The 24,963-nt window shown below is 39.5% G+C and carries 23 protein-coding genes, 3 tRNA genes and 1 other RNA gene; 15 read left to right on the plus strand and 12 right to left on the minus strand.

The features are described 5' to 3' along the window. The 4 genes from MKL32_RS10885 to MKL32_RS10900 form a co-directional block, all read right to left on the minus strand. Window positions 1-75: transfer RNA gene (locus tag MKL32_RS10885), tRNA-Gln, on the minus strand. Beyond that, on the minus strand, window positions 74-907 hold the full coding sequence (gene ispE / locus MKL32_RS10890) for a 4-(cytidine 5'-diphospho)-2-C-methyl-D-erythritol kinase (RefSeq protein WP_270900536.1): 834 nt from the start codon (window positions 905-907) through the stop codon (window positions 74-76). The genes MKL32_RS10885 and ispE overlap by 2 nt, the downstream gene beginning before the upstream one ends. A gap of 16 nt (window positions 908-923) precedes the next feature. Then, entirely contained in the window at window positions 924-1,505 is a 582-nt protein-coding gene (gene lolB, locus MKL32_RS10895; protein WP_075696189.1) for a lipoprotein insertase outer membrane protein LolB, read from the minus strand. A 4-nt stretch (window positions 1,506-1,509) separates the two neighbouring features. Continuing rightward, window positions 1,510-3,228 carry a tetratricopeptide repeat protein gene (locus MKL32_RS10900; RefSeq protein ID WP_270900537.1) on the minus strand — a complete coding sequence of 573 codons (1,719 nt, stop codon included), beginning with the start codon at window positions 3,226-3,228 and terminating at the stop codon, window positions 1,510-1,512. A gap of 79 nt (window positions 3,229-3,307) precedes the next feature. On the opposite strand from MKL32_RS10900, the gene hemA reads away from it, so the two are divergent. After that, window positions 3,308-4,591: a glutamyl-tRNA reductase gene (gene hemA, locus MKL32_RS10905; RefSeq protein WP_270900538.1), complete on the plus strand. Its 1,284-nt coding sequence runs from the start codon at window positions 3,308-3,310 to the stop codon at window positions 4,589-4,591. A 4-nt stretch (window positions 4,592-4,595) separates the two neighbouring features. On the opposite strand, the gene MKL32_RS10910 is transcribed toward hemA, so the two are convergent. Further along, complete coding sequence (locus MKL32_RS10910) at window positions 4,596-6,479, minus strand: DNA primase (RefSeq protein WP_125272659.1); 1,884 nt, start codon at window positions 6,477-6,479, stop codon at window positions 4,596-4,598. A gap of 126 nt (window positions 6,480-6,605) precedes the next feature. After that, complete coding sequence (locus MKL32_RS10915; protein WP_075696192.1) at window positions 6,606-7,703, minus strand: outer membrane protein assembly factor BamD; 1,098 nt, start codon at window positions 7,701-7,703, stop codon at window positions 6,606-6,608. Window positions 7,704-7,774: 71 nt separating this feature from the next. Here MKL32_RS10915 and rluD point away from each other — a divergent pair, with 71 nt between their 5' ends. From rluD to MKL32_RS10930, 3 genes are all read left to right on the plus strand, one after another. Beyond that, entirely contained in the window at window positions 7,775-8,824 is a 1,050-nt protein-coding gene (gene rluD, locus MKL32_RS10920) for a 23S rRNA pseudouridine(1911/1915/1917) synthase RluD (protein ID WP_026057388.1), read from the plus strand. Window positions 8,825-8,843: 19 nt separating this feature from the next. Next, on the plus strand, window positions 8,844-9,584 hold the full coding sequence (gene pgeF / locus MKL32_RS10925) for a peptidoglycan editing factor PgeF (RefSeq protein WP_270900539.1): 741 nt from the start codon (window positions 8,844-8,846) through the stop codon (window positions 9,582-9,584). A gap of 83 nt (window positions 9,585-9,667) precedes the next feature. After that, on the plus strand, window positions 9,668-10,240 hold the full coding sequence (locus tag MKL32_RS10930) for a flavodoxin family protein (RefSeq protein ID WP_004913972.1): 573 nt from the start codon (window positions 9,668-9,670) through the stop codon (window positions 10,238-10,240). Between the two features lie 40 nt (window positions 10,241-10,280). Here the strand turns inward: MKL32_RS10930 and smpB are convergent, their stop codons facing one another. Next, window positions 10,281-10,757, minus strand: coding sequence for an SsrA-binding protein SmpB (smpB, locus tag MKL32_RS10935; RefSeq protein ID WP_004663490.1), 477 nt, complete (start codon window positions 10,755-10,757; stop codon window positions 10,281-10,283). A 130-nt stretch (window positions 10,758-10,887) separates the two neighbouring features. On the opposite strand from smpB, the gene coaD reads away from it, so the two are divergent. The 5 genes from coaD (at window position 10,888) to MKL32_RS10960 (ending at window position 12,477) form a co-directional block, all read left to right on the plus strand. After that, window positions 10,888-11,379 carry a pantetheine-phosphate adenylyltransferase gene (gene coaD, locus MKL32_RS10940; RefSeq protein WP_099948220.1) on the plus strand — a complete coding sequence of 164 codons (492 nt, stop codon included), beginning with the start codon at window positions 10,888-10,890 and terminating at the stop codon, window positions 11,377-11,379. A 1-nt stretch (window position 11,380) separates the two neighbouring features. Continuing rightward, complete coding sequence (locus tag MKL32_RS10945; RefSeq protein ID WP_004913970.1) at window positions 11,381-11,644, plus strand: YfhL family 4Fe-4S dicluster ferredoxin; 264 nt, start codon at window positions 11,381-11,383, stop codon at window positions 11,642-11,644. 26 nt (window positions 11,645-11,670) lie between these two features. Then, window positions 11,671-12,026: RNase P RNA component class A (rnpB, locus tag MKL32_RS10950), an RNA gene on the plus strand. 62 nt (window positions 12,027-12,088) lie between these two features. Continuing rightward, a tRNA-Met gene (locus MKL32_RS10955) sits at window positions 12,089-12,165 on the plus strand. Between the two features lie 235 nt (window positions 12,166-12,400). Continuing rightward, window positions 12,401-12,477 (plus strand) — tRNA-Met (locus MKL32_RS10960). A 74-nt stretch (window positions 12,478-12,551) separates the two neighbouring features. Here the strand turns inward: MKL32_RS10960 and MKL32_RS10965 are convergent. Both MKL32_RS10965 and MKL32_RS10970 read right to left on the minus strand, forming a co-directional pair. Next, the gene (locus MKL32_RS10965) at window positions 12,552-13,583 is read right to left on the minus strand and encodes a hypothetical protein (protein WP_125272660.1); all 1,032 of its coding nucleotides are present in this window, start codon (window positions 13,581-13,583) and stop codon (window positions 12,552-12,554) included. Next, entirely contained in the window at window positions 13,576-15,201 is a 1,626-nt protein-coding gene (locus tag MKL32_RS10970; RefSeq protein ID WP_270900540.1) for an NAD+ synthase, read from the minus strand. The genes MKL32_RS10965 and MKL32_RS10970 overlap by 8 nt, the downstream gene beginning before the upstream one ends. An 836-nt stretch (window positions 15,202-16,037) precedes the next feature. Here MKL32_RS10970 and MKL32_RS10975 point away from each other — a divergent pair. Then, window positions 16,038-16,202, plus strand: coding sequence for a hypothetical protein (locus MKL32_RS10975; protein ID WP_004913964.1), 165 nt, complete (start codon window positions 16,038-16,040; stop codon window positions 16,200-16,202). Window positions 16,203-16,258: 56 nt separating this feature from the next. Here the strand turns inward: MKL32_RS10975 and MKL32_RS10980 are convergent, their stop codons facing one another. The 3 genes from MKL32_RS10980 to MKL32_RS10990 form a co-directional block, all read right to left on the minus strand. Next, window positions 16,259-16,783 (minus strand): hypothetical protein, encoded by a 525-nt coding sequence (locus tag MKL32_RS10980; protein WP_087540698.1) that lies wholly within the window; start codon window positions 16,781-16,783, stop codon window positions 16,259-16,261. 62 nt (window positions 16,784-16,845) lie between these two features. Further along, a complete protein-coding gene (locus MKL32_RS10985; RefSeq protein ID WP_004952667.1) occupies window positions 16,846-17,298 on the minus strand; it encodes a CopD family protein in 453 nt (150 codons plus the stop codon). A gap of 18 nt (window positions 17,299-17,316) precedes the next feature. Beyond that, window positions 17,317-18,546 (minus strand): beta-ketoacyl synthase N-terminal-like domain-containing protein, encoded by a 1,230-nt coding sequence (locus tag MKL32_RS10990; RefSeq protein WP_087540700.1) that lies wholly within the window; start codon window positions 18,544-18,546, stop codon window positions 17,317-17,319. A 289-nt stretch (window positions 18,547-18,835) separates the two neighbouring features. Between MKL32_RS10990 and MKL32_RS10995 the strand changes: the two genes are divergently transcribed. From MKL32_RS10995 to tuf, 5 genes are all read left to right on the plus strand, one after another. Continuing rightward, complete coding sequence (locus MKL32_RS10995) at window positions 18,836-20,188, plus strand: EcsC family protein (RefSeq protein ID WP_125272663.1); 1,353 nt, start codon at window positions 18,836-18,838, stop codon at window positions 20,186-20,188. Between the two features lie 169 nt (window positions 20,189-20,357). Next, window positions 20,358-20,732 carry a 30S ribosomal protein S12 gene (gene rpsL, locus MKL32_RS11000; protein WP_004638184.1) on the plus strand — a complete coding sequence of 125 codons (375 nt, stop codon included), beginning with the start codon at window positions 20,358-20,360 and terminating at the stop codon, window positions 20,730-20,732. 160 nt (window positions 20,733-20,892) lie between these two features. Continuing rightward, on the plus strand, window positions 20,893-21,363 hold the full coding sequence (rpsG, locus tag MKL32_RS11005) for a 30S ribosomal protein S7 (RefSeq protein WP_004638185.1): 471 nt from the start codon (window positions 20,893-20,895) through the stop codon (window positions 21,361-21,363). Between the two features lie 178 nt (window positions 21,364-21,541). Continuing rightward, entirely contained in the window at window positions 21,542-23,680 is a 2,139-nt protein-coding gene (gene fusA, locus MKL32_RS11010; RefSeq protein WP_004913954.1) for an elongation factor G, read from the plus strand. 92 nt (window positions 23,681-23,772) lie between these two features. After that, entirely contained in the window at window positions 23,773-24,963 is a 1,191-nt protein-coding gene (gene tuf / locus MKL32_RS11015) for an elongation factor Tu (protein WP_004913952.1), read from the plus strand.

A 24,963-nucleotide genomic window follows, 5' to 3' on the forward strand; every position in this document is an offset into this window, starting at 1 on the left:
TGGCAGGGGCGGCTGGATTCGAACCAACGGATGGCGAGATCAAAACCCGCTGCCTTACCACTTGGCGACGCCCCTAACGTGTAACTTTGAAATGTCTTAAAGGTGATTCTGCTAAACTGTTGACCAAGTAAGCTTTACAAGGTGCGTTTTGCAAAATCTTCTTTGTATCCATTTCACTGGTTACTTCAGTAAAAACACAAGCACCTGTACCTGTAAGCTTTGCTAGACCAAATTGATCTAAATATTGCATCGCTTCCTCAACTTCAGGGTATAACTGTCGAGCCAAAGGTTCAAAGTTATTTCCAAAGCTAGAAGGTTCTAACTGATAGGCGCAAAATTTAGTGATCTTAGAGTCTCTTGTCAATGTTTTTTGTGAAAATAACAATTGAGTGCTGATAAAACAATCAGGTTTTAAAATAATGAATTGTTTTTGATCTAAGTCTATGAATGATAAATGTTCACCTATGCCTTCTGCCCATGCATTTCGACCATAAATGAAGACAGGAACATCTGCACCAAGTTGCACACCATATTCAGCCAACTGTGTTTCATTTAAGCCGCATTCCCAAAGTTGATTGAGCACAATCAGTGTGGTTGCGGCATTGGATGATCCACCACCAAGACCAGCACCCATAGGAATATTTTTCTCTATCAAAATTTTTAGTCCACACGATTTTTTTGCATGTGGGCGTAATAATTGTGCTGCACGATAGATGAGATTTTGTTCAAGTTGAACTTCAGCAATACCTTCAATCTGTATTATTTCTTCAGACAAATTTTCAAAAGTCATCCAATCATATAGGTCAATCAATTGAAAAATCGTCTGTAATTCATGGTAACCGTTCGCTCGACGACCAGTAATATGCAGAAATAAATTTAATTTTGCAGGTGAAGGTACTCTAATCATAGATTAATTTAATCAATTATCGATTTTGAATCACCATTGTAATACGGTTTTCTTTATCTTCCGCAAGTGGTTGTTTAAGTAATAATTTATTTGGCAGCATTTGTGCGTCGTTATAACTAAAATCAACTGTCCAACCATCTTCAATGAGTTGCTTTAATCTATTATTTTCATCTTTTATGATTTGCGCATTTTGAGTCGCAGGTTTGGCTTGTACCCAATACGTCAAGTGCATAATTGGTGCTTGCCATCCTGTAGCTTTTTCAAGTAATTCTTCAGGTGTGGTCGCTGAAATAAGTCCAGTTTTTGCACTATTTAGTGTGACTTCACCAGGTTTACCTTGAATTTGTGTTTTTCCAACACCTAGGATTCCAGTTAATTCAATATCAAATTCATCTTGTTGCTGTGCCCATGTAAAGAATGCACTGCCAGATTGCTGCGGTGTGCGAACCCCAATTTTGCCTTGTAAGTTAAAATTATTTTCATCTTGAACTTGCGGTGTCACGATTGGTTTTTGGGGTTGAGTTAAGCTTTGACAACCACTAAGTATTAAAACACTTGAACTACAAATCGCAATGCATAGTTTTGACAATGAGCGCATGAATTTAACTCTTTTTTACTGTGACAGGTAAGATTAAGCCATCAAGTTGTTGTAATTGTGGGGCATTTACATGTTTTTGTTTTAATTGATGTAACACATCACTAAATTGAGTGAGAGCACCTTGCATATACAATGCTTTGGCATATCGAATTCCAATATTTACATTCTGGCTAATTTCATACGCTTGCCCAAGGACTTTGACTGCGGTATCAAAATCATTTTGTAAAAATGCGATATAACCTAGTGTATCTAAAATTGAGGCTTGTTCTGGTGCAAATTCTAGAGCGAGTTCCGCATACTTACGAGCCTCTTTTAAGCGACGATTTTGTAAAGCAAGGGTATAGGCGTATGCATTAAGATAGGTTGGACTGTTTGGCTCAATTGCCAATAATTGTTTCAGAGTCTTATCTAATTTATCTCGATCAGTGAAAGGATCAAGTAATAGTACTTCTGCATAAATGAGTTCAGGATCATCTGGTAAATTCTTTATTGCTTCATCCAGTAATGCTAAAGCCGCTTTTTTATTATTCATTTTCTTTAAAATATCAGCTTGTGCTTGATATAAGAAACTTGCATGTTGAGGATAATTCACACGCTCTTGGGTTAAGAAGCGTAGTGCATCATTCAATTGTTCTTGCTTCTCAAAAATAGCAATCATATTGCGTCTAGACACGATATATAAACTGCCGTCTACTAATCGATAATATGCCTTTGCTGTTTCATAATGCTGTTTGCGTTGAGCATTGATGGCTAAGTAGTAATAGGCTTCATTTTGATATTTGCTTGAATTACGCAAATCGACTAAGTACTGTTCTGCTTTTTCATATTGTTTCAAATCAATACTGGTTAAGCCTGCAATAAACAGTGCTTCTTCAGCATTTGGATGATCTTTTATAACATCTTCAAGTTTTTCTAATGCTGTTTGTTGATCATTAATCTGAATGTAATAACGCGCTTCCGCTAAACGAATATCGAGATTTTCTTTATTCTTGCGGCTTGCTTTAGCAAACCATTTTTGGGTTGCTTCATCATCTTGTAAAGCCATTAGCAGGTTGGCTTTCATTAAAATAAAACTAGTCGACTTAGACCGTTTACGCAATGCACGGTTAATATTCTTAAGCGCTTGCTCATACAAACCATCTTGCGCTTCTAGACCTGCGATCAAAGCCAATATTGAAGGATTGTCTTTTTCTGTGCTGGCACGTAAAGCATTTAATAAGATTTCGCGATCTTGAGCATTCTCAGGAGCAATTCCAGCCAAAATTTGTTCTAGATCAGAAGTGGGATCAATATTAAGGATTTTATCTAAGGTTTTTGCCGCAAGCTCATATTCATGCGTTTTCAATGCAATATGTGATAAGTAAAATAATGCTGGAACATCTTTAGGCTCTTGTTCAACCCAGTGCGTTGCAATATTTAATGCCGCTTGTAGATCATTGTATTCAAGAGCAACATCTAATGCGCGTTGCTTAATAGTTGTAGAGTTACTACGAATGGCAAGAACGGTGTAATTGTGTAATGCGGTTGCAATATCATCATAAGCAAGGGAAAATTCAGCAATCATGCTCTGTTGCAGTGCATTCTCAAAACTTTTGTCAGCATACATATCGTGTATTGCTTGTGCAGAGACATAAGAGCTCATGCTACCTAACAACAAGATTGTGGTAGAATACCGTCGAATCGTCTTGCCGCTAAACTTATTACGGCGATATAGCTGACGCAATTTTTATTGATCCAAAGTAATGCTTTTTATGACACCGATGTTGCACAATAACATAAATTTAGCGAAATGATGATCTGATATGTCTTTCTTTGCATTGGGTGTCAACCATCAAACAGCTTCTGTTGAACTACGTGAGCAAATCGCTTTCAATGCAGAGCGGTTAGCTGCGCTATTGCAGGAGCAACGTCAACATCCTTCATTGAAAGATATGGTGGTTGTGTCTACATGCAACCGCACAGAAGTTTATGCCATGACAGAAGACGCGGATAGCGTCTTAAACTGGCTCGCCCAAGTGAATAATATTGATGTAAAACAATTAACTCATCATGTTTATCGTTACGAAAACGCTCAAGCTGTTACACATTTAATGCGTGTCGCCAGTGGTTTGGATTCGCTGATGTTAGGCGAACCACAAATTTTGGGACAGGTAAAAAGTGCTCTTGCCCTATCAAAAAATGCTGAAACAGTATCCCCAGAATTGAATAGTGTTTTTGAATATGCTTTCTATGCAGCAAAGCGTGTACGCTCAGAAACGTCAGTCGGTAGCCATGCCGTATCAATGGGTTATGCCGTTGCGCAACTAGCATCACAAGTATTTAGCCACCCAGAAAAAATAACGGTAATGATTGTTGCTGCGGGTGAAATGAATACTTTGGTTGCCAAGCACCTCGCTGAAATGGGCGTGGCAAAAATGTTAATTTGTAATCGCAGTCGTGAACGAGCAGATCTTCTTGCTCAAGAAATTGCCCATCAAATCGATGTTGAAATTATTCCTTTCAATGAGTTAGCACAAAATTTATATCGCGCAGATGTAGTTTCAAGTTGTACAGGAAGTTTGCATCAAGTGATCGGATATGCAGATGTTAAATCAGCATTGAAGAAACGGCGTTATCAACAAATGTTGATGGTGGATTTAGCAGTTCCACGTGATATTGATCCAAAAGTTGAGTCACTAGATAACGTTTATTTATATGGCGTAGATGATTTACAAAGTGTGATAGATGAGAATCTTGCACAGCGTCGTCAAGCTGCTGTTGAAGCAGAAGTGATGGTAAATCAATTAGCGACACAATTGATTACTCAGCAAAAAGTTAAAGAGGCGGGCGGAACGATACAAGCCTACCGCCAACATAGCGAAGAAATGAGTCAAATTGAATTAGAACATGCCATGGATGCATTACAACATGGACATCCGCCTGAGCAAGTTCTGCAAGAGTTTGCTCATCGTTTGACGCAAAAATTGATGCATCCGACCTCCATTTTATTGCGTGAGGCGGCTAAAGCTGAGAGTCCTGATTATTTTGAATGGCTACAGCAGCATCTTCATGAAGTATTTGAGCATGAGCGCAAGCCAAAACAATAAAAAATTAGGATAGTAAGCGTAAGCTAATTTGCTTAGTTAATTCATTCAATTGCTGACGTAAGTTGCGTGATTCAATCAGTGTAATTGGTGATTTAAGTTTTAATCTTAAATATTTTTCCTGTAAACCTAGAGCATATTCCTTTGCTAATTTATCTGCAATTTCAGGTGCCTGAGTTAATGATTGAATATTGGTGCGTTGCATAATATCAGCAATCTCATGGCTAAAATTGCTACATGCACCGAGTACATAATAAATAGCTAACTCTTGATCATCAGGTAGATCATCAAACACGATATTTAGTACGGCTAAAATCTTGGCTAACAATTCTGTTTGATCAATCACCGCACGTAATTCTTCAAAATGGATATAAAGAAAGGGGTGATGCATCAAAATAGCGATCGCAAAATCTTCATCTTTGGTTTGGATATTAAAAGAAAGCGAAGCATCATGACTAATTTGTGGGGTAAAGCGTTTACCCAAGCCAAGTTTTTCACGGAAAGATTGGGTGAGCAAATAACGGAAAGAACCATGTTTGGGTAATAACTCCGTTAATTCTCGTAGTTCTCCCATGACTAAACTTTTACCTTCAGGTGTGCTGACATCATGTTGCCCTGTTAAATGGGCAAATACGAAGTCAGACAACAGTGGTGATTGTTGCAATAGCCTTTGGAAGTTTTCTAAACCTTCTCGACGAATCAAAGAGTCAGGATCATGCTCATTGGGTAATACAAAAAACTTTAATTCACGCCCATCATTAAGAAGTGGTAATGCGATTTCTAATGTACGACGTGCTGCTTTTTGACCTGCAGCATCACCATCGAAAGCGATGGTGATTCGCGAATTTTGCTTAAATAATGTGGTTAAGTGATCTGCATTACTTGCTGTTCCTAGTGTGGCGACAGCACCATTAATGCCGTATTGCTGCAAGGCGATGACATCCATATAACCTTCAACCATCAACCAATCATTGGCTTTAAGTTTACGACCCTCATATAAACCATAAAGTAATTGGTTCTTGTGAAAAACTTCTGAATCAGGTGAGTTGATGTATTTGGGTTTAATTTCATCATTTAATGCACGACCACCAAAACCGACCACACGTCCTTTGTGATCACGGATGGGGAAGATCACACGTTCTCGTAACAAATCAAAATCACGTCCACTATCACTAGAGCGAATTAAGCCAAGTTGCTTTAAGCCTTCAATATCTTGAGGGAAAGCTTTTTCTAAATGCTGCCAGTCTTCGGGCGCGTAACCTAAACGCCAAAATTGAATTGTTTGTGGTGACAAGCCGCGCTGCCTAAAATAATTCTGAGCTTTTTGACTATTAGGTAGCTGACGCTCATAAAATTGAGCTACATTTTCAAGAAGATCATATAAATTGCCTTCTTGTACATTTTCTTCAAATGCGAAAGACGGATCAAACTGCGCAAAAGGATCATCTATGAAACGATCCATATCTACAAAGTGCCCATCGGTATAGTCATCAACAGCAGGAGGCGGAGTTGTATGAGTCTCTTGTGCTACAGTTCGTGCTGTTTTTGTAATAGTCTGAGAACTACGTTTGTAGGATAGTTTTTTATTATCTTGGTTATCCTTGGGTAAATCGATACCTGTTTTATCAGATAGTTCCTTCATTACATCAACAAAGTTACGACCATCAATATCCATTAAAAAACGAATTGCATTGCCATTTGCCTGACAACCAAAGCAGTGATAGTACTGTTTATCACGATAAACATGGAATGAGGGGGACTTTTCTTGATGGAATGGACAACAGCCAGAATAGGTGCGCCCAGTCTTTTTTAACTTCACACGTTGACCAATCAAATCGACAATGTCGGTTCGATCTAAAATTTGATCAATCGTATGTTGTGGAATCGCCATGTGCATTTAACCATTCAGGTAGAAAGTGAAATATTTTGCCGAGCAAAATGTCAGAAATTATTGTTGCATAAAATAAAAAACAGGCAAGGAGAGTCTTGCCTGTTTGATGTATCAGATGATTGCAAATTAGTTTGCAGCATCGTCCTCTGATGAGTTTGTTGCTTCTGGTTTATCTAAAAGCCCAAAGCTAAGACGATTTGTCCAACTCGGCTTATTATTTTCAGCTGGTGCTACTGGTGTGACAACGGGTTCAGGTTGAGATGTTGACTCTGTTTCAGATTTATCAAGTAAACCAAAACTTAGGCGGTTGGTTAGGCTGCGCTGTTGAGCTTCAGATTTAACTTCTTCTTTCACTTCAACTGTTTTAGATTCACGACCTAACAAGCCCAAAGTAGCACGATTTACCCAACTACCTTCTTTGCGAGCAGCGCGTAGATTTACTTCACCATTTGATTTCACAAGGTTTGGATAATTGAGTTTTAGAATTTCGATATACTGCTGTGCAGTCGAATTGTCGCCAAGCTTTTGATAGCTGTAGGCAAGTGTTGCTAAAGCTTCAGGTGTTTGAGGTGTTTGAGGATAATGCTCAATCACCCATTGTGCGCGCTCAGCTGCAGCCAACCATGCTTTACGTTGGATATTAAAACGTGCCGCATTCATTTCACTTTCAGCTAATTCTTGACCAATAAATTTCATGCGTTGAGCCGCATCAACAGAATATTTACTGCTTGGGAAACGGCGAATTAAATCCACAAAATTCTGATATGCAACTTTTACATAGCTCACATCACGATGTGACTGCTGTAAAGAGGTGTAACGAATTAAGCTGTCGTAGTTCATTTCCATGTTCGCTACGCCACGAACATAATAAGCATAATCAACATTTGGATGCTGTGGATTTAGACGGATAAAACGCTCTGCAAGCGCAATCGTGCCTTCATAATCTTTCTGTTTGAATTTTGCATAGAGAAGTTCAAGTTGAGCTTGTTGCGTGTAGCGTCCTGTTGGATAGTAGGTATCTAACGCTTCAAGAGATTTAACCGCATCAGTGTATTGATTGCGATCAAGAGACTTTTGTGCTTTTTCGAAATAAACTTGCTCACTTGATTGTGGTCCTTTATCAACCACTTCTTTTTTACTTGGATTGCTGCTACAGCCCACAAATGCAGACGCTACACCTAAAGAAAGTGCAAGCATCGTAATTTTATAACGTGGTAGCGACATAAAAACTCCTCTGTTATTCTGGGCAATGAGCTACAATGGTTCTATTAAACCATTTTTGTACCGATCATCAAATGACTTCAGCACAATCTTCCAATTCAAACTTCTCTGAAACAGATTTCTTACTCGAAGATTCTGTGGATGCAGATAATCATAATTCTGACTCAACTGCAACACGTTTATCGTTGCAAATACAACTCGATGAAGAGTATCTCGGTCAGCGTATCGACCAAGTCGCGGCTATGGTATGGAGCGAATTTTCGCGAGAAAAACTTAAACAGTGGATGAAAGATGGTCATCTGTTGGTAAATGGTAACATCGTAAAACCGAAGTATCGTTGTGAAGGTAATGAGCTTCTAACCTTAGAAGTTGAGTTAGAAGCACAAACGACAAGCCAGCCTGAAAATATACCACTCAATGTCGTCTATGAAGATGATGATATTATCGTGATCAATAAAGAAGTAGGGATGGTTGTTCATCCAGGTGCAGGTAATCCATCGGGAACACTGGTAAATGCTTTACTTTATCATGCGCCAAAACTTGCAGAACTTTCTCGAGCTGGTTTAGTTCATCGTATTGATAAGGATACCAGTGGTTTATTGGTTGTTGCCAAAAATCTAGAAGCTCAATTTTCGCTAAGTAAACAACTCGCTAAAAAAACAGTCTATCGTGTTTATGATCTAGTGGTTTATGGAAACATTATCGCTGGTGGAACGATTGATGAGCCGATTAAAAGACATCCAGTCGATCGCGTGAAAATGGCGATCCTACCTGGTGGTCGAGAAGCGGTAACTCACTATAACGTGAAAGAACGATTTAGAGATTTTACTCGCGTTCAAGCGCAACTAGAAACAGGACGTACTCATCAGATCCGCGTGCATTTTAGCTATCTAGGATATGGTTTGGTCGGTGATCCAGTTTATGTAAATCGTGTGCGTTTACCTGCTGGTGCTTCTGAAACATTGATTGATATGTTGCGTAGCTTTAAACGTCAAGCATTGCATGCAGCAAAACTTGGTCTCGTTCATCCTCGCACTGGTGAAGAAATGATGTTTGAAGCACCGTGGCCTGAAGACTTTAAGCAATTAGTTGAAGTATTGCGCACTGAAAATAAGGCTTATTAAACGATCTTTGGAATAAAATATGGAATTTGTACAAGGTTTGCCTAAAGGTGTTTACGTCGGTCAAACGTGTATTGAGCATCCTCAAGCGATTGCAACGCCAAATCAAAATCTAAAAGGTTTTAATTTAGCATTGCATGTTAATGATGAAGCACAGCGAGTTCAGCAACATCGCATGATTTTGCTTAATCAACTATCAAATTATGGTGTTGATAAGATTACATGGATGACACAAACGCACAGCACGATTTGTCTAACTATCAATGAACAAATTCCATTTAATGCCCCTGAAGGCGATGGCTTAGTCACACAGCGTGCAGGACATGCACTCATGATGATGACAGCGGATTGTTTACCAGTCGTTTTAGGAAATGCTGAGGGTACAGAGGTTGCTAATCTACATGCAGGCTGGAGAGGTTTGGCGAATGGTATCATTGAAAACACCGTCGCTCAGATGCAATCGCAGCCAGCTTGGGCATGGTTTGGAGCTGCGATTAGTCAACCTTGCTTTGAGGTCGGGGCAGAGGTGAAAGCTGCATTCTGTGAAAAATATACTGAACTGGAATTTGCATTTATCTCAGGACAGACTGAGGGTAAATATTTAGCTGATTTATATGCAATCGCTCGGTTTATTTTAAATCGCTTAGGTGTGCAGAATGTTTTGGGTGGTAATCAATGTTCATTCCGACAAACTACAGATTATTTTTCTTATCGTCGAGATTCTAAAACAGGACGTATGGCAACATTTGTGTTTATGCAATAATTTTAATTGAATAAGCAGTTGATTCGCTTAGTTGTGATGAAAAATGTTAAACTTGATTCAATTCATTGGTTTTTAAATTTTCCATGTCTTTCATTGATCAAGAAACTCCTAAAGTTCAAGTTTGTGTAATTTTTCATAGTCCTTATGGACATACTGCAAAAGTTGCGCAACATATTGCTCAAGGTGCGGAACAGGGAGGGGCAGAAGTGCATCTCATTTCTGTTGCTGCTCCACAGTGGGATTTAATCGATCAAGCAGATGTGATCGTAATGGGTTGCCCAACTTATATGGGTAGTCTGACTTCTGCGCTCAAGCAATTCATGGAAGACTCGTCTAAGCGATGGCTTGCGCGAACTTGGCAAGGAAAAATAGCTGCGGGCTTTACCAATGGTGGTGGATTAAGCGGTGATAAATTGGCGGTGTTGCAACAGATCAATCTGTTTGCAATGCAGCATGGCATGTTATGGGCGGGATTACCGTTTATGCCAACAGGACGAAGTCCATCAGATATTAACCGTATGTCCAGCTTTCTAGGTTTAATGACTCAATCAGATAATGCAAGCGTCGAAGTAACACCACCAGAAGGTGATTTAGAAACCGCACGTAAATTTGGCAAATATTTAGCAGAATTACGATTAAAACAGATCAACATCTGATACCTATAAAAAACCTCCAATATCCTTGGAGGTTTTTTTATTATTTATGCAGCATACGTGCTTTATCACGCTGCCAATCACGGTCTTTTTCCGTAGCACGTTTGTCATGTAATTGCTTACCTTTGACCAACGCAATTTCGAGCTTAACCAAGTGACCTTTCCAATAGCAGGCTAAAGGAACACATGAATAACCTTTTTGGTTCACAGCACCTAGTAACTTTTCTAGTTCACGACGAGATAATAATAACTTTCGTGTACGTGTCGATTCAGGTACGACATGGGTTGATGCAGACAATAAAGGCTGAATCTGTGAACCAAATAAAAAGGCTTCACCATTTTTAAAAATGACATAACTTTCAGACAAGGTCATACGTCCAGCACGTAAGGATTTTACTTCCCAACCCTGAAGTGACATGCCTGCTTCAAATTTTTCTTCGATAAAGTAATCGTGACGCGCTCTTTTATTCTGAGCAATCGTGCCACCATTATGTTTTTTTACAACTGTTGCTTGCGCCATAATTCAAACTTCCACAATTGCATCTATTGTGCCGTAAAACGTAACCTTTTTCCATTGTTTAGGAATTTCGCGTTTATTGCGAACTTTTGTTAAAATACACGCCTTATCTCATTCACTTAGAGTACAACGCATGTCTAAAACACGTGTGATTTATCCAGGGACCTTTGATCCGATTACCAATGGACATGTTGATTTAGTTGCAAGAGCATCAAAAATGTTTGATGAAGTTGTTGTTGCAATTGCAATTGGTCATCATAAAAATCCTGTGTTTAGTTTAGAAGAGCGTGTTGAGTTAGCCAAAGCATCATTAAGTCATCTAACCAATGTTGAGTTTGTGGGATTTGATGGCTTGTTGGTTAACTTTTTCCGTGAACAACGTGCTACAGCTGTACTTCGTGGTCTAAGAGCGATTTCTGACTTTGAATATGAATTCCAATTAGCCAATATGAATCGTCAGCTTGATCCTCATTTTGAGTCTGTATTTCTAACGCCTTCAGAGCAATACTCATTTATTTCATCGACATTAGTTCGTGAAATTGCTCGTTTAAAGGGTGACGTAACCAAGTTCGTGCCTGCTGTTGTCGTTGAGGCATTTGAGCGTAAACATCAACAAGGTTGGTAGCGTGTCTTTATATATAACAGATGAATGCATCAATTGTGATGTCTGTGAGCCTGTATGTCCCAATGAAGCAATTTATATGGGGGAATCAATCTATGAGATTGATCCTGCGCTTTGTACAGAGTGCGTGGGTCATCATGACAAACCGCAGTGCCAACTATTTTGTCCAGTTGATTGTATTCCTCTTGATCCCAATCATGTTGAGTCACAAGACCAACTGATGGAAAAATATAAAAAATTGACAGCGCAAAAAAATACAAGCAATTAACTTTGAACTTTGATAATATGCGCCTCGAAGTGGGCTGGACGGTCGCTGCTGTGGAGGTCTCCGTGACTGAAGCAGGGGAGGAAAGTCCGGGCTTCATAGGGCAGGGTGCCAGGTAACGCCTGGGCGGCGAAAGCCGACGGCAAGTGCAGCAGAGAGTAGACCGCCTCATTCGTGAGGTAAGGGTGAAAGGGTGCGGTAAGAGCGCACCGCGTGTCTGGTAACAGTTCACGGCAAGGTAAACCCCACCAGAAGCAAGACCAAATAGGAATCCTGAGGTACGGCCCGTACTGGATTCGGGTAGGTCGCTTGAGCGTATGAGTGATTGTACGCCTAGAGGAATGATCGTCCTCGACAGAACCCGGCTTATAGGCCCACTTCTAAGTTTTTTTGAAAATTGTGCTTGACGTGTGTAGCGAAAGTTAAGATAATGCGCCCACAGTTTTCGGCTATGTAGCTCAGTTGGTTAGAGCACCGCACTCATAATGCGGGGGTCACAAGTTCAAGTCTCGTCATAGCCACCATTTTATAGACCACGCTCCTGCGTGGTCTCTTTTTGTCTATTGTTTTTATAATTTTTTAAATACCTTTTTAACAAACTAATTTTACAGTTTAGTTAAGTCTTTAAATTTTTATGAAATTGCCGAAAAATGATCAAATATGATTTAAAAGAATAAAAACTGTTCATATGTTCCGTATTTTCAACTTCATAGGCTTGACCGTTTAAGCGGAACACTAGATAATGCGCACACAGTTTACGGCTATGTAGCTCAGTTGGTTAGAGCACCGCACTCATAATGCGGGGGTCACAAGTTCAAGTCTCGTCATAGCCACCATTTTAAAAACCACGCTCCTGCGTGGTTTCTTTTTATCCATAGTTCTTTTCTACTCAGCGCTGACTTGAGCTAGATTAGAGATGTTTTTCGATAACTTGTAGGGTCTGAGGGTTGTCGTAGAAAGGTTTTAAAACCATGTGAATAATGGGTTCTAACACATTATGTTCATCTAAGGCTTTAACAACTTTTGGATAAAAACGAACTGCCTCATTGCGTAGATCGCTTTCTTCCAAGCCAATAGCTGTGAAAACATCTTGTAGGCTTTCATCTTTATAAAAATCATAGAAAACTTTAACGCCATAGAGAATCAGATCTTGCAAAAATGAAGACTGGCGTAATTCTTTCCAATACTCATAGATCATCACAAAGAACTCTTCTGCATCTAGAGGAGTGACTTGCTTAGTGTATTCAGAGAGTGGTTTAGATTTATTATCATCCCATATATTGCGTGCCAAACTTTCTAGATCATCATTTGATAATAGACTCAAATCAACAAGTTGTTCTTGAATAAAGCGTGCAATACTTTCTTCTATTTTTTGCTCAATACGTTGTTGTTGGCGATAGGAAAAAGTTTTTAATTTCTGCTGCCATTCATATTTACTATCTTGAGCTTTTTCTTCATCAGCTGTAGCAAATAGTTTGGGTAATTTATTCTGTAGTGTAGAGGTTGCTATATATAAGCAGAGTTGCTCAATGGATGGGCTTTCTTTTAGAAATTTATTCAAATATTGTCGAATATTATCTAATTCTAAGATTTTAGATAGCCACATTTCAAATTGATGATCTGAGAATACATCTTGGAGTTGTGCTGAGGATTGCAAGGAAAAAACATGAAGACGCTGGGCAATTTCTCCAATGAATTCTAATAGTCCAGCACCTAATTGCATTTCAAAAGCATAGCGTTTAACTACAGCTTGAATTTGATCAAGCTCTACAACTTCTTTCAGTTTTATATTCGGAGCATGTTGTAAAAAAAGCTGAATAAACTGTTGGAAAAACTCGGGTGAGAGTTGAGTAGTGAGTTGGTTTTTATAAAAGGCCACTTGCTCAAGCATAAGTGCTTGAGCAAGTAATTGTGACTTTTCAGAAACAATTTTTTCAGTCATTCGTTGTCCATCCGTTGACGATAGGGTAGCGTCGTTCACGGCTAAAAGCACGTGAGCTGATGCGTGGTCCGATTGCACCTTGACGACGTTTGTATTCGTTGCGATCAACCAATCGAATCACTTTTTCTACCACTTCAGCATCAAATCCTCTCGCAATAATATCTGCTTGGCTTTGATCTTCTTCGATGTATGCATAAAGTATCGCATCAAGTACATCGTAAGCTGGTAAAGAGTCTTGGTCAGTTTGATCAGGGCGTAACTCGGCAGAAGGGGGGCGGCTGATCACACGCTCTGGAATTACAGGGGTTTCACTTAAAGTATTACGATATTTTGCTAATTCAAATACGATGGTTTTGTAGACATCTTTCAATACAGAAAAACCACCAACCATATCGCCATAAAGGGTGCAGTAACCAACTGATATTTCAGATTTGTTACCAGTCGATAATACGAGGTTACCAAACTTATTAGATAAGCCCATCAATAGCGTACCGCGAGTACGTGCTTGTAAGTTTTCTTCGGTTGCATCAGCTGGTGTGTTTCCAAAGAATGGATAAAGCGTTTGCATAAAGCTATTTACAATAGGATGGATCTCAGCGATACCAAAAGTTACGCCCATACGACGAGCTTGCTCGGTCGCATCTTCCACACTCATTTGTGACGTGTATGTATATGGCATCATAACTGCTTGAACTTTATCTGCCCCGATCGCATCCACTGCGATTGCAAGTGTTAATGCAGAATCAATACCACCAGATAAACCTAAAATGACACCTGGGAAGCCTGAACGTTGTACGTAATCACGAGTTGCCATTACGAGTGCTTGATAAATTTCAGCAAAGGTTTCAAGTGCAGGGGCTGATTCAGTTTTTTTGAATTCTTTTTGCTCTACATCATATTCAACAAAATAAATTGATTCTTGGAAACTTGGAGCTTGTAGTGGGATTTCTCCATTTTTGTTGGTTACAAAACTTGAACCATCAAAAATTAGATCATCTTGACCACCTACTTGGTTAACATAAACTAGATTGAGATTTAACTGTTTAGCTAACTCATTTAAAGTTTGGATACGATGTTGCGGTTTACCTACTTCGTAAGGTGAAGCATTAAGAACCAATGCTGTTTCTACATTGAGCTGGCTTAATTGCTTAACAGTATTCAGTGACCAAACATCTTCACAAATAAGTACACCAAATTTATGACCTAAATATTCAAAAATTAGATGCTGATGACCTTCTTGGAAGTAGCGTTTTTCATCAAAAACACCATAATTTGGTAAGTTATGCTTATTATAAATCCCTAAAACTTGTCCATCTTTCATCACAGCTGCTGAGTTATAGCGGTAGCCATCTTCGGTTTGATGAACAAAACCAAATACCATGACGATATCTTTGACTTCACTTAATTGTGCAAATGCTTTCTGCGTGCGTTTGCTTAAATTAGGTCGAATCAATAAATCTTCAGCTGGATATCCGATTGTTGATAATTCTGGAAAGATGATTAAATCGGCTTGCTGCTGTTTTGCTAAATTTGCTTGCTCAACCATCTTTTGAGTATTTGCGTCAATATTGCCAATATGCGGAGAGAACTGGGCAAGGGCAATTTTAAAATTTTTCATTCAAACTTAATCCTGAGTCTTAACATGTGTTGATATACAAGTTCTTGATTTGTGTAAGTATAATTTTAAAGAACGTTGTATATCATAGCGCCAAACATTCTATATCTTAAAGAAAAATGACAAGGTGTCTAATATATACTAATTGCACATTTTTCTGCGTAAAAATAACAAGTTTTTCTGTTTTAAAGAGCAACATTTTTAAATGGTTGCGTAGTGATGGTGCATGACTATGAATAAACTTAGCATTGTCATTTATTCTTTTTTTTCGTGTCACTTTCGCATACCGAAATGACAGTTCAATGACATGAATAGAAACACTCTTTTTCGATTATTTCGGTAATGGGATAAAAAAATACAAAAAATTAGAGTTTTCGTAAAATTTAAATCTATCAAAAACATAATTTTATTGAATTGAGTCTTTTTTGACCGTTCGTCGGGAATCCTTTTGCTACACTTGAGTGTACAAATGTGCACTGCTATTATCCTAATTAATGTGAACATCTGTACACTATATGTAACAGTAAAAATATGCATTTCGCATATAAAAAGAGGAAATAGAAATGTCAGTACTTTTAGTTTTAGTTGTTGCGTCTTGTTCTGCTATCGCAGTAGGTCGTGTGGGAACTATCTTGTTAAACCAAGATGATAAATAAATAGTTTTATAAATAATGGTCTGTTAAGAGAGGTAATGATTATGTCAGTTGTATTTTTTCCAGTAATTGCGTTTGGTTTAGCTGTTGTAGTTGGTCGTATTGGTACTTTAATGTTCCAAGAGAGCAAGTACAAGAGTCAGAGTAAGTTTGATTAATTAAACTTTTGATGAGAGGTAATAAGTTATGGTGATTCCAACAATCTTATATCCAGTAATTGCTTTTGGATTGGCAATTGGTGTGGGACGTATCGGTACAATTGTTAAAGATGCGATGCGTGTAGATTTTACGACTGAAATGGATGATAGTCATGAACTTAGCTCAGAGAGCAGTAAAAACACAGCAGCATAGAATTGCTAATGATGTTTCAAGCTGAAAAGCCCTGTAAATAAACGACAGGGCTTTTTTTATTTCTGAAGAATAATATTTGGAACTTTTTTTAGAAAAATATCACGTGCGATGTCACCTTGCTGTTCAATGTTATATTCATTGAATTTCTTTCCAACTATAAATTGATACCGGTAAGGGTTGTATTGTTTAAAACTTAGATAATAACCAAGTTGCAATATTGCGCCTTTTACAATCACATTTGTGTTTTGCTGAAACTGCAGAATATGTGCAAGTTCATGAATGAAGAGACTTTGCAATCCGATTGAACATTTTGAGTAATCTTTACTAAAATATTTTTGATGAACGTACAGGTTGCCATTTGGCGCTATAATTATGTTTTCAGGTTGCCAAGGTAGAAAGGGGATATTGAAAATTTTTACTTCTGAATAATGAATAAGTTCGCCAAATACAGATTGAGCAATCGCAATTTCACCATTAGTTAAGCCACGATATTCAAATTCTTGTATGTTGAGGAAGGAAATCAGTTCAGAGATCAGTCGAGATCTTAACCATTCAATACGATGCTTTAGAAGGTTGTACATTTGAGTTCTATAATTGTATTTGATTAAAAATATGACATCAATTCAAATAAGAAAAGCCCCAGTTAAAACTGAGGCTTTACAACAACGAGAATGACAACTGCAAATAAAATCACTGTTGGCATTTCATTAAAGAAGCGCCAAAACTTATGAGATTTATAATGTGCATTCCCGATGAGTTTCTTTCGGTAATAGCCACATACAAGATGGTAAATGACTAGGAGGCCTACTAAAGCTACTTTAAGATAAAACCATAAGGCTTCATGATAGTGGCGAGTGGCATCACCCCAATCCACAAGGAAATGGGCGGTCACAAGCGTGGCAATCATAGATGGCCACATGATGCCACGATATAATTTACGTTCCATTACTTCAAAGCGTTGATGACTTACAGCATCCTCACTCATCGCATGATAAACATAAAGCCGTGGTAGATAGAACAACGCAGCGAACCAACACACCACAGCAATAATATGTAATGCTTTTACCCACAAGAAAGCATCAGAAGGTGCATCCATCGATAATCCTACGTGGGATTATGTATCCCACTTCTTGAAAATAAGGCAAGCGTTAACACCGCCAAAGCCAAAACTGTTACTCATCACAGTATTCAGTTTTGCATCACGTTTTTCAAGTACAATATCGAAACCTTTCGCGCCTTCATCCAGTTCTGTAACGTTGATGTTCGGTGCGATAAAGTCATTTTGCATCATTAGTACAGAGTAGATTGCTTCCTGTACACCTGCTGCACCCAAACTGTGGCCAGTCATTGATTTGGTTGAGCTTAGTGCAGGTACATTACCTTCACCAAAAGCACGTTCCATTGCTTTTAATTCGGTTACATCACCCGCAGGTGTTGAAGTCCCGTGAGTATTGACATAGTCGATTTGTTCAATGCCGTGTTGTTTTGCTTCATCAAGTGCCATGAGAATACAACGCGTAGCACCTTCACCAGATGGAGCAACCATATCTGCACCGTCGCTGTTGGCAGCATAAGCGACTACTTCTGCTAAAATGTTCGCACCACGTGCTTGAGCATGCTCAAGTGATTCAAGAACCACAAAGCCACCACCACCCGCGATCACGAAACCGTCACGATCAGCTGAATAAGGACGAGATGCTGTTTCTGGTGTATCGTTATATTTAGAACACAATGCACCCATAGCATCAAAAAGTAAGCTTTGAGACCAGTGATCTTCTTCACCACCACCAGCAAGCATTAAATCTTGTTTACCTAATTGAATCAGGTTGTAAGCATAACCAATTGCATCAGCAGAAGTTGCACATGCACTAGTAATAGAGTGAGCAATGCCTTGTAGTTTTAATGCAACACCAACGTTTGCAGTAATCGTATTACTCATGTTGCGTGGAACAAAGAAAGGTCCAATTTTACGTGCACCTTTTTCTTCCAGTAATTTAACCATCTCTGCAACAGAAGCAGTTGAGTTACCGCCACTACCACCAGCAATACCGTATCTTGGGTTGTTAGCTAGGTCTTCTTGTTTGAGACCTGCATGTTCAACGGCTGCAATAGCGGCATTGTAAGCATACATCGCACACACGCCCATGAAGCGTTTCAATTTACGATCAATGCCATCAAAATCTTGAACAGCTGCTGCGCTCACATGACTTTTGAAATTAAGTTCAGCATAAGTTGGGTTAAAACGTGTCCCAGAGATTCCATTTTTTAGAGAATGAGTAACCTCTTCCAAAGAGTTACCGATACATGAGTTGATGCCCATACCAGTGATTACAACACGTTTCATTTACAGTTCCCTTTTATGGTAATACTAAGCCTTGTACAACATCGCTATAGTTAAAATCAGGAAAAAATAACGATCAAATTGGCTCATGAGTGAATGACACCATGATAGCAGAAAGGTTTTTTATTTCTTATGGCAAATATTATGTCTATTTTCAGTTATGTAAAGATTAGTAAGTTTAGAACGACATAAGGTGAAAGCTAATGAAATTATACAGATTCAAGTTGAGATAAATCTGTATTCAACCTAGTATTTACCTAGAAATGCACAGATTAAAGAATAGAGGTACTTGATGACAAATTCTAAAAATAAGCAAACTTCAGGTTTATTTGCTCAAGCATTTGGAGTGGCTAAAAAGCTCAGCTCTGAATTGCAAAAACTCCAAGTTGCCCCGATAACATCTGGTGCGAAACTTTCCAATTCATCTAATATTGTTGAAGGAAATGCGCGTTTCAAAAGTCCATTTGAAGTGGAGAAATATGAAAGCCCTCAACAGATGCTGCGTCAACAACTTCCTAAATTGTCACATCAATTGCTAGGTAAGCATTATACGAAGGTAAATAATGTGGCGACTTTTGTTTCACCTGATTTAGGTGAAAAAGTTTCAGATTATTTATTTCAATGGTTGAATGAATTTAGTTCAAATAGTTCTTTGACTGAAAAGATTCTCGAAGAAGCAGGAGTTAAAGATCTTGCTGAGTTGACACAGGATACTGGGCGCTCGCAACGTTTAAGTCAGGCACTCATTGAGCAAAATAAATTACTTGCAGCTGCTCAGGGATTAATCACTGGTGCTACTGGAGTTTGGGGTGCTGCAATCGATATACCTGCTTCGATCGTTTTGGTATTACGCACGATTTACCAAACTGGTCGCTCTCATGGTTTCGATTTATCTGAAGAGCTTGATCAAGATATCGTGGCCTTTATTTTTAAAGAAATTGATTTAGGTCTTGTCGCAGAAAAACAAACATTATTACTTGCTTTAAAAGCTTTACAGTCAATGTTAGACACGCATGATTTGCAACATTTTCAACAGTTATTAGGCTCTAATAATGATGTTGAATTGTTGAAGAAGTGGTTGGTTGATGCTGATGGGCAATTTAAGTGGGGGTGGTTAAATCATATTCCACAAGCTTCAGTGATTGGGAAACTAACACCGATCGCGGGTGCAGTTGTCGGTGGTTTTTATAGCTGGAAACTTCTAGAAGATGTGGGGCATAAATCACAATCAGTATTTGGGGCGGCGCGATTCTATATAAATGAGCATCCTAATGAAAAGATTTCTCCATTAGAGGCATATTACAAAGCTGAAGCATTATTAAGAAAAGCAAGTCCGAAACTTTTACAGGCAACAGAACTTGATGTCGCAAGTAAAATAGCTCCAGCCGAAAATCTAAAAAATGATGTTATCACTCATGTGGCTGTTCAGATAAAAGATGAGCTCATAGAAAATTCAACAAAAGATGAAAAGGTTGAAGAGGGTATTCTGAAGCTTGCTGAACAACATGTAACAGAACATGAATATTCTCAACAAAAACCAGCGATTAAAGCGACAGATGGTGATGACACCTTGGCTGATGAGACTGAACAATTATCCGAACAAAAGACAATAGATATTGAGCCTGCATCAACAAAGCATAGCTAATATATATGTGATGTATAAAAGCATCTAAAAGTTAACAAAAATCTAGAAATGGTCAACACTTGCTTTAGCCTGCAATGTTGACCATTTTTACTTCTTGACTTACAATTGTGTGCCCTTAGAAAGAGGTGCTTTTCTTTTTAAGGTTGTTTAATAACGGGAGAATTGCCAAATGGCAACAACAAATCAGTTGATCCGTAAGGGTCGTACAACTTTGATTGAAAAATCAAAAGTTCCTGCGTTGAAGGCTTGTCCACAACGTCGTGGTGTATGTACACGTGTATATACGACTACTCCTAAAAAACCTAACTCAGCAATGCGTAAGGTTTGCCGTGTTCGCTTAACTTCTGGTTTTGAAGTATCAAGCTATATCGGTGGTGAAGGTCATAACTTACAAGAGCACAGTGTTGTTCTAATCCGTGGTGGTCGTGTTAAAGACTTACCAGGTGTACGTTACCATACCGTTCGTGGTTCTTTAGACTGTGCTGGCGTGAAAGATCGTAACCAGTCACGTTCTAAATACGGTGCTAAACGTCCTAAGAAGTAATTCTAGGCAACCAGCCCAAACAACCCTTTAGCGTTTCGCTTGTTTGAATTCTTCATAGATTTGTAATTCAAGCGACGTATAGTAAGGCCAGCGTAGCGTACATGGCACTTGTACAAACTGCTGGATCATCCTGAAGTGTCATAATATTAGGTGTATTAAAATGCCAAGACGTCGCGTAGTCGCTGCTCGTGAGATCCTTCCAGATCCAAAATTTAGCAGCCAAACAATCGCTAAATTCATGAACCACGTAATGCAAGATGGTAAAAAATCTGTAGCTGAAGGTATCGTTTACGGTGCTTTAGAGCGTGTTCAAGAAAAAAACAAAGTAGACCCAGTTGAATTTTTCGAGACTACTCTTGAAAAAGTTCGTCCTATGGTCGAAGTAAAAGCACGCCGTGTTGGTGGTGCTACTTATCAAGTACCTATGGAAGTACGCCCATCCCGTCGTACTGCCTTAGCAATGCGTTGGTTAGTAGATGCTGCTGCTAAGCGTTCTGAAAAAACGATGGCTTTACGTCTTGCTGGTGAGTTGCTTGATGCAGCTGAAGGTAAAGGTGCAGCGATCAAAAAACGTGAAGACGTGCATCGTATGGCTGAAGCCAACAAAGCCTTCTCTCACTACCGTTTCTAAACGGATAAAACAGTCCCTAATCAGGAGAATATTCATGCGTACAGCAGCTCGATTCAACATTGCTCTTTATCAAAGTGGGAGCTTTGCGGGTATTTAAGTTGCCTGCTTGGATATTCGTGCGCATCAATTTAATTGATGCGTCCTGTTTTAAAGATAACATTTAGGAATGTAAGACATCATGGCTCGCCAAACCCCGATTACTCGTTACCGTAACATTGGTATTTCTGCGCACATTGACGCAGGTAAAACAACTACAACTGAACGTATCTTGTTCTACACAGGTGTATCTCACAAAATTGGTGAAGTACACGACGGTGCAGCAACAATGGACTGGATGGAACAAGAGCAAGAGCGTGGTATTACCATTACTTCTGCTGCTACGACTTGTTTCTGGTCTGGTATGGGCAACCAATTCGAACAACACCGTATCAACGTAATTGATACACCGGGACACGTTGACTTCACAATTGAAGTTGAGCGTTCTATGCGTGTTCTTGACGGTGCGTGCATGGTTTACTGTGCTGTTGGTGGTGTTCAACCTCAGTCTGAAACTGTATGGCGTCAAGCTAACAAATATAAAGTGCCTCGTTTAGCATTCGTGAACAAGATGGACCGTACTGGTGCAAACTTCTTCCGTGCTGTAGAGCAAGTTAAAACTCGTTTAGGCGGTAACCCTGTACCTATCGTTGTACCAATCGGTGCAGAAGATACATTTGCAGGTGTTGTAGACCTTATCGAAATGAAAGCGATTATCTGGGATGAACCATCTCAAGGTATGAAGTTTGAATATGGTGAGATTCCTGCTGACCTAGTTGATACTGCTAACGAATGGCGTACTAACATGGTTGAAGCGGCTGCTGAAGCTTCTGAAGAGTTAATGGACAAGTACCTTGAAGAGGGTGATCTTTCTAAAGAAGACATCGTTGCAGGTTTACGTGCTCGTACATTAGCATCTGAAATCCAAGTTATGCTTTGTGGTTCAGCGTTCAAAAACAAAGGTGTTCAACGTATGTTGGATGCTGTGATTGAATTCTTACCATCGCCAACAGAAGTTAAAGCAATCGAAGGTATCCTTGACGATAAAGCTGAAACTAAAGCATCTCGTGAAGCATCTGACGAAGCTCCGTTCTCTGCGCTTGCGTTCAAAATCATGAACGACAAATTCGTAGGTAACTTAACTTTCGTACGTGTTTATTCTGGTGTTCTTAAACAAGGTGACCCAGTATATAACCCGGTTAAGTCTAAGCGTGAACGTATCGGTCGTATCGTGCAAATGCATGCGAACGAGCGTCAAGATCTTGATGAAATCCGTGCAGGTGATATCGCAGCGTGTGTAGGTCTTAAAGACGTTACAACTGGTGATACATTATGTGATGAGAAAAACATCATTACACTTGAGCGTATGGAATTCCCTGAGCCAGTAATTTCATTGGCTGTTGAACCAAAAACTAAAGCTGACCAAGAAAAAATGTCAATTGCTTTAGGTCGTTTGGCGAAAGAAGATCCATCGTTCCGTGTACGTACTGACGAAGAATCTGGTCAAACAATTATTGCTGGTATGGGTGAGCTTCACCTTGACATCATCGTTGACCGTATGAAACGTGAGTTCGGTGTTGAAGCGAATATCGGTAAACCAATGGTTGCTTATCGTGAAACGATTAAGAAAACTGTTGAGCAAGAAGGTAAATTCGTACGTCAAACAGGTGGTAAAGGTAAATTCGGTCATGTATATGTTCGTTTAGAGCCACTTGATGTTGAAGCTGCTGGTAAAGAATACGAATTCGCTGAAGAAGTTGTTGGTGGTGTAGTACCAAAAGAATTCTTCGGTGCAGTTGATAAAGGTATTCAAGAGCGTATGAAGAATGGTGTCTTGGCTGGTTACCCAGTTGTAGGCGTTAAAGCTGTTCTTTTTGACGGTTCTTACCACGATGTCGACTCTGATGAATTGTCGTTCAAAATGGCTGGTTCTTATGCGTTCCGTGATGGTTTCATGAAAGCAGATCCAATTCTTCTTGAACCTATCATGAAAGTTGAAGTAGAAACTCCAGAAGACTACATGGGCGATATCATGGGTGACTTAAACCGTCGTCGTGGTATGGTTCAAGGTATGGACGATCTTCCTGGTGGAACAAAAGCAATTAAAGCAGAAGTTCCATTAGCTGAGATGTTTGGTTACGCTACTCAAATGCGTTCTATGTCTCAAGGTCGTGCTACTTATTCTATGGAATTCGCTAAGTACGCTGAAACTCCACGTAACGTGGCTGAAGGCATCATCGCTAAGTTCCAAGCTGGCGGTAAAAAAGGTGACGACGAGTAATCTTTCGATTACTATATTACCCAACTAAAATTTAGTTAAAAACCAAGCGCTCATGAGCGACCCTCATGAGCAGTTTATAAAGGAAGATCATCATGGCTAAAGCCAAGTTTGAACGTAATAAACCACACGTAAACGTGGGTACAATTGGTCACGTTGACCATGGTAAAACAACTTTAACTGCTGCGATTGCAACAATTTGTGCAAAAACTTACGGCGGTGAAGCGAAAGATTACTCACAAATCGACTCTGCTCCTGAAGAAAAAGCACGTGGTATTACAATTAATACATCACACGTAGAATACGATTCTCCAATCCGTCACTACGCTCACGTAGACTGCCCGGGCCACGCCGATTATGTTAAAAACATGATTACTGGTGCTGCTCAGATGGACGGCGCGATCCTTGTATGTGCTGCGACTGATGGTCCAATGCCACAAACTCGTGAACACATCCTTCTTTCTCGTCAGGTCGGTGTACCTTACATCATCGTATTCTTAAACAAGTGTGACCTTGTTGATGATGAAGAATTACTTGAATTAGTAGAAATGGAAGTTCGTGAACTTCTTTCTACTTATGACTTCCCAGGTGATGACACTCCAATCATCCGTGGTTCAGCTCTTCAAGCATTAAACGGTAACGACGGCCCTTACGGCGAAGCTTCTGTTCTTGCACTTGTAGAAGCGCTTGATTCTTACATCCCAGAACCAGAGCGTGCAATCGATAAAGCATTCTTGATGCCAATCGAAGACGTATTCTCTATCTCTGGTCGTGGTACAGTAGTAACTGGTCGTGTAGAAGCTGGTATCATCAAAGTTGGTGAGTCTGTTGAAATCGTTGGTATCCGTGATACTCAAACGACTACAGTTACTGGCGTTGAAATGTTCCGTAAACTTCTTGACGAAGGTCGTGCGGGTGAGAACTGTGGTATCTTACTTCGTGGTACTAAGCGTGAAGACGTACAACGTGGTCAAGTACTTGCTAAACCAGGTACAATCAAGCCACACACTAAATTCGATGCAGAAGTATACGTACTTTCTAAAGAAGAAGGTGGTCGTCATACTCCATTCCTTAACGGTTACCGTCCACAGTTCTACTTCCGTACAACTGACGTAACTGGCGCGATCAAATTACAAGATGGCGTAGAAATGGTAATGCCTGGTGACAACGTAGAAATGTCAGTAGAGTTAATCCACCCGATCGCAATGGACCCAGGTCTACGTTTTGCGATCCGTGAAGGTGGTCGTACTGTAGGTGCTGGTGTTGTTGCTAAAGTAACTGCATAA

The sequence above is a fragment of the Acinetobacter sp. AOR34_HL genome (assembly GCF_027854795.1).
Taxonomy (GTDB): domain Bacteria; phylum Pseudomonadota; class Gammaproteobacteria; order Pseudomonadales; family Moraxellaceae; genus Acinetobacter; species Acinetobacter junii.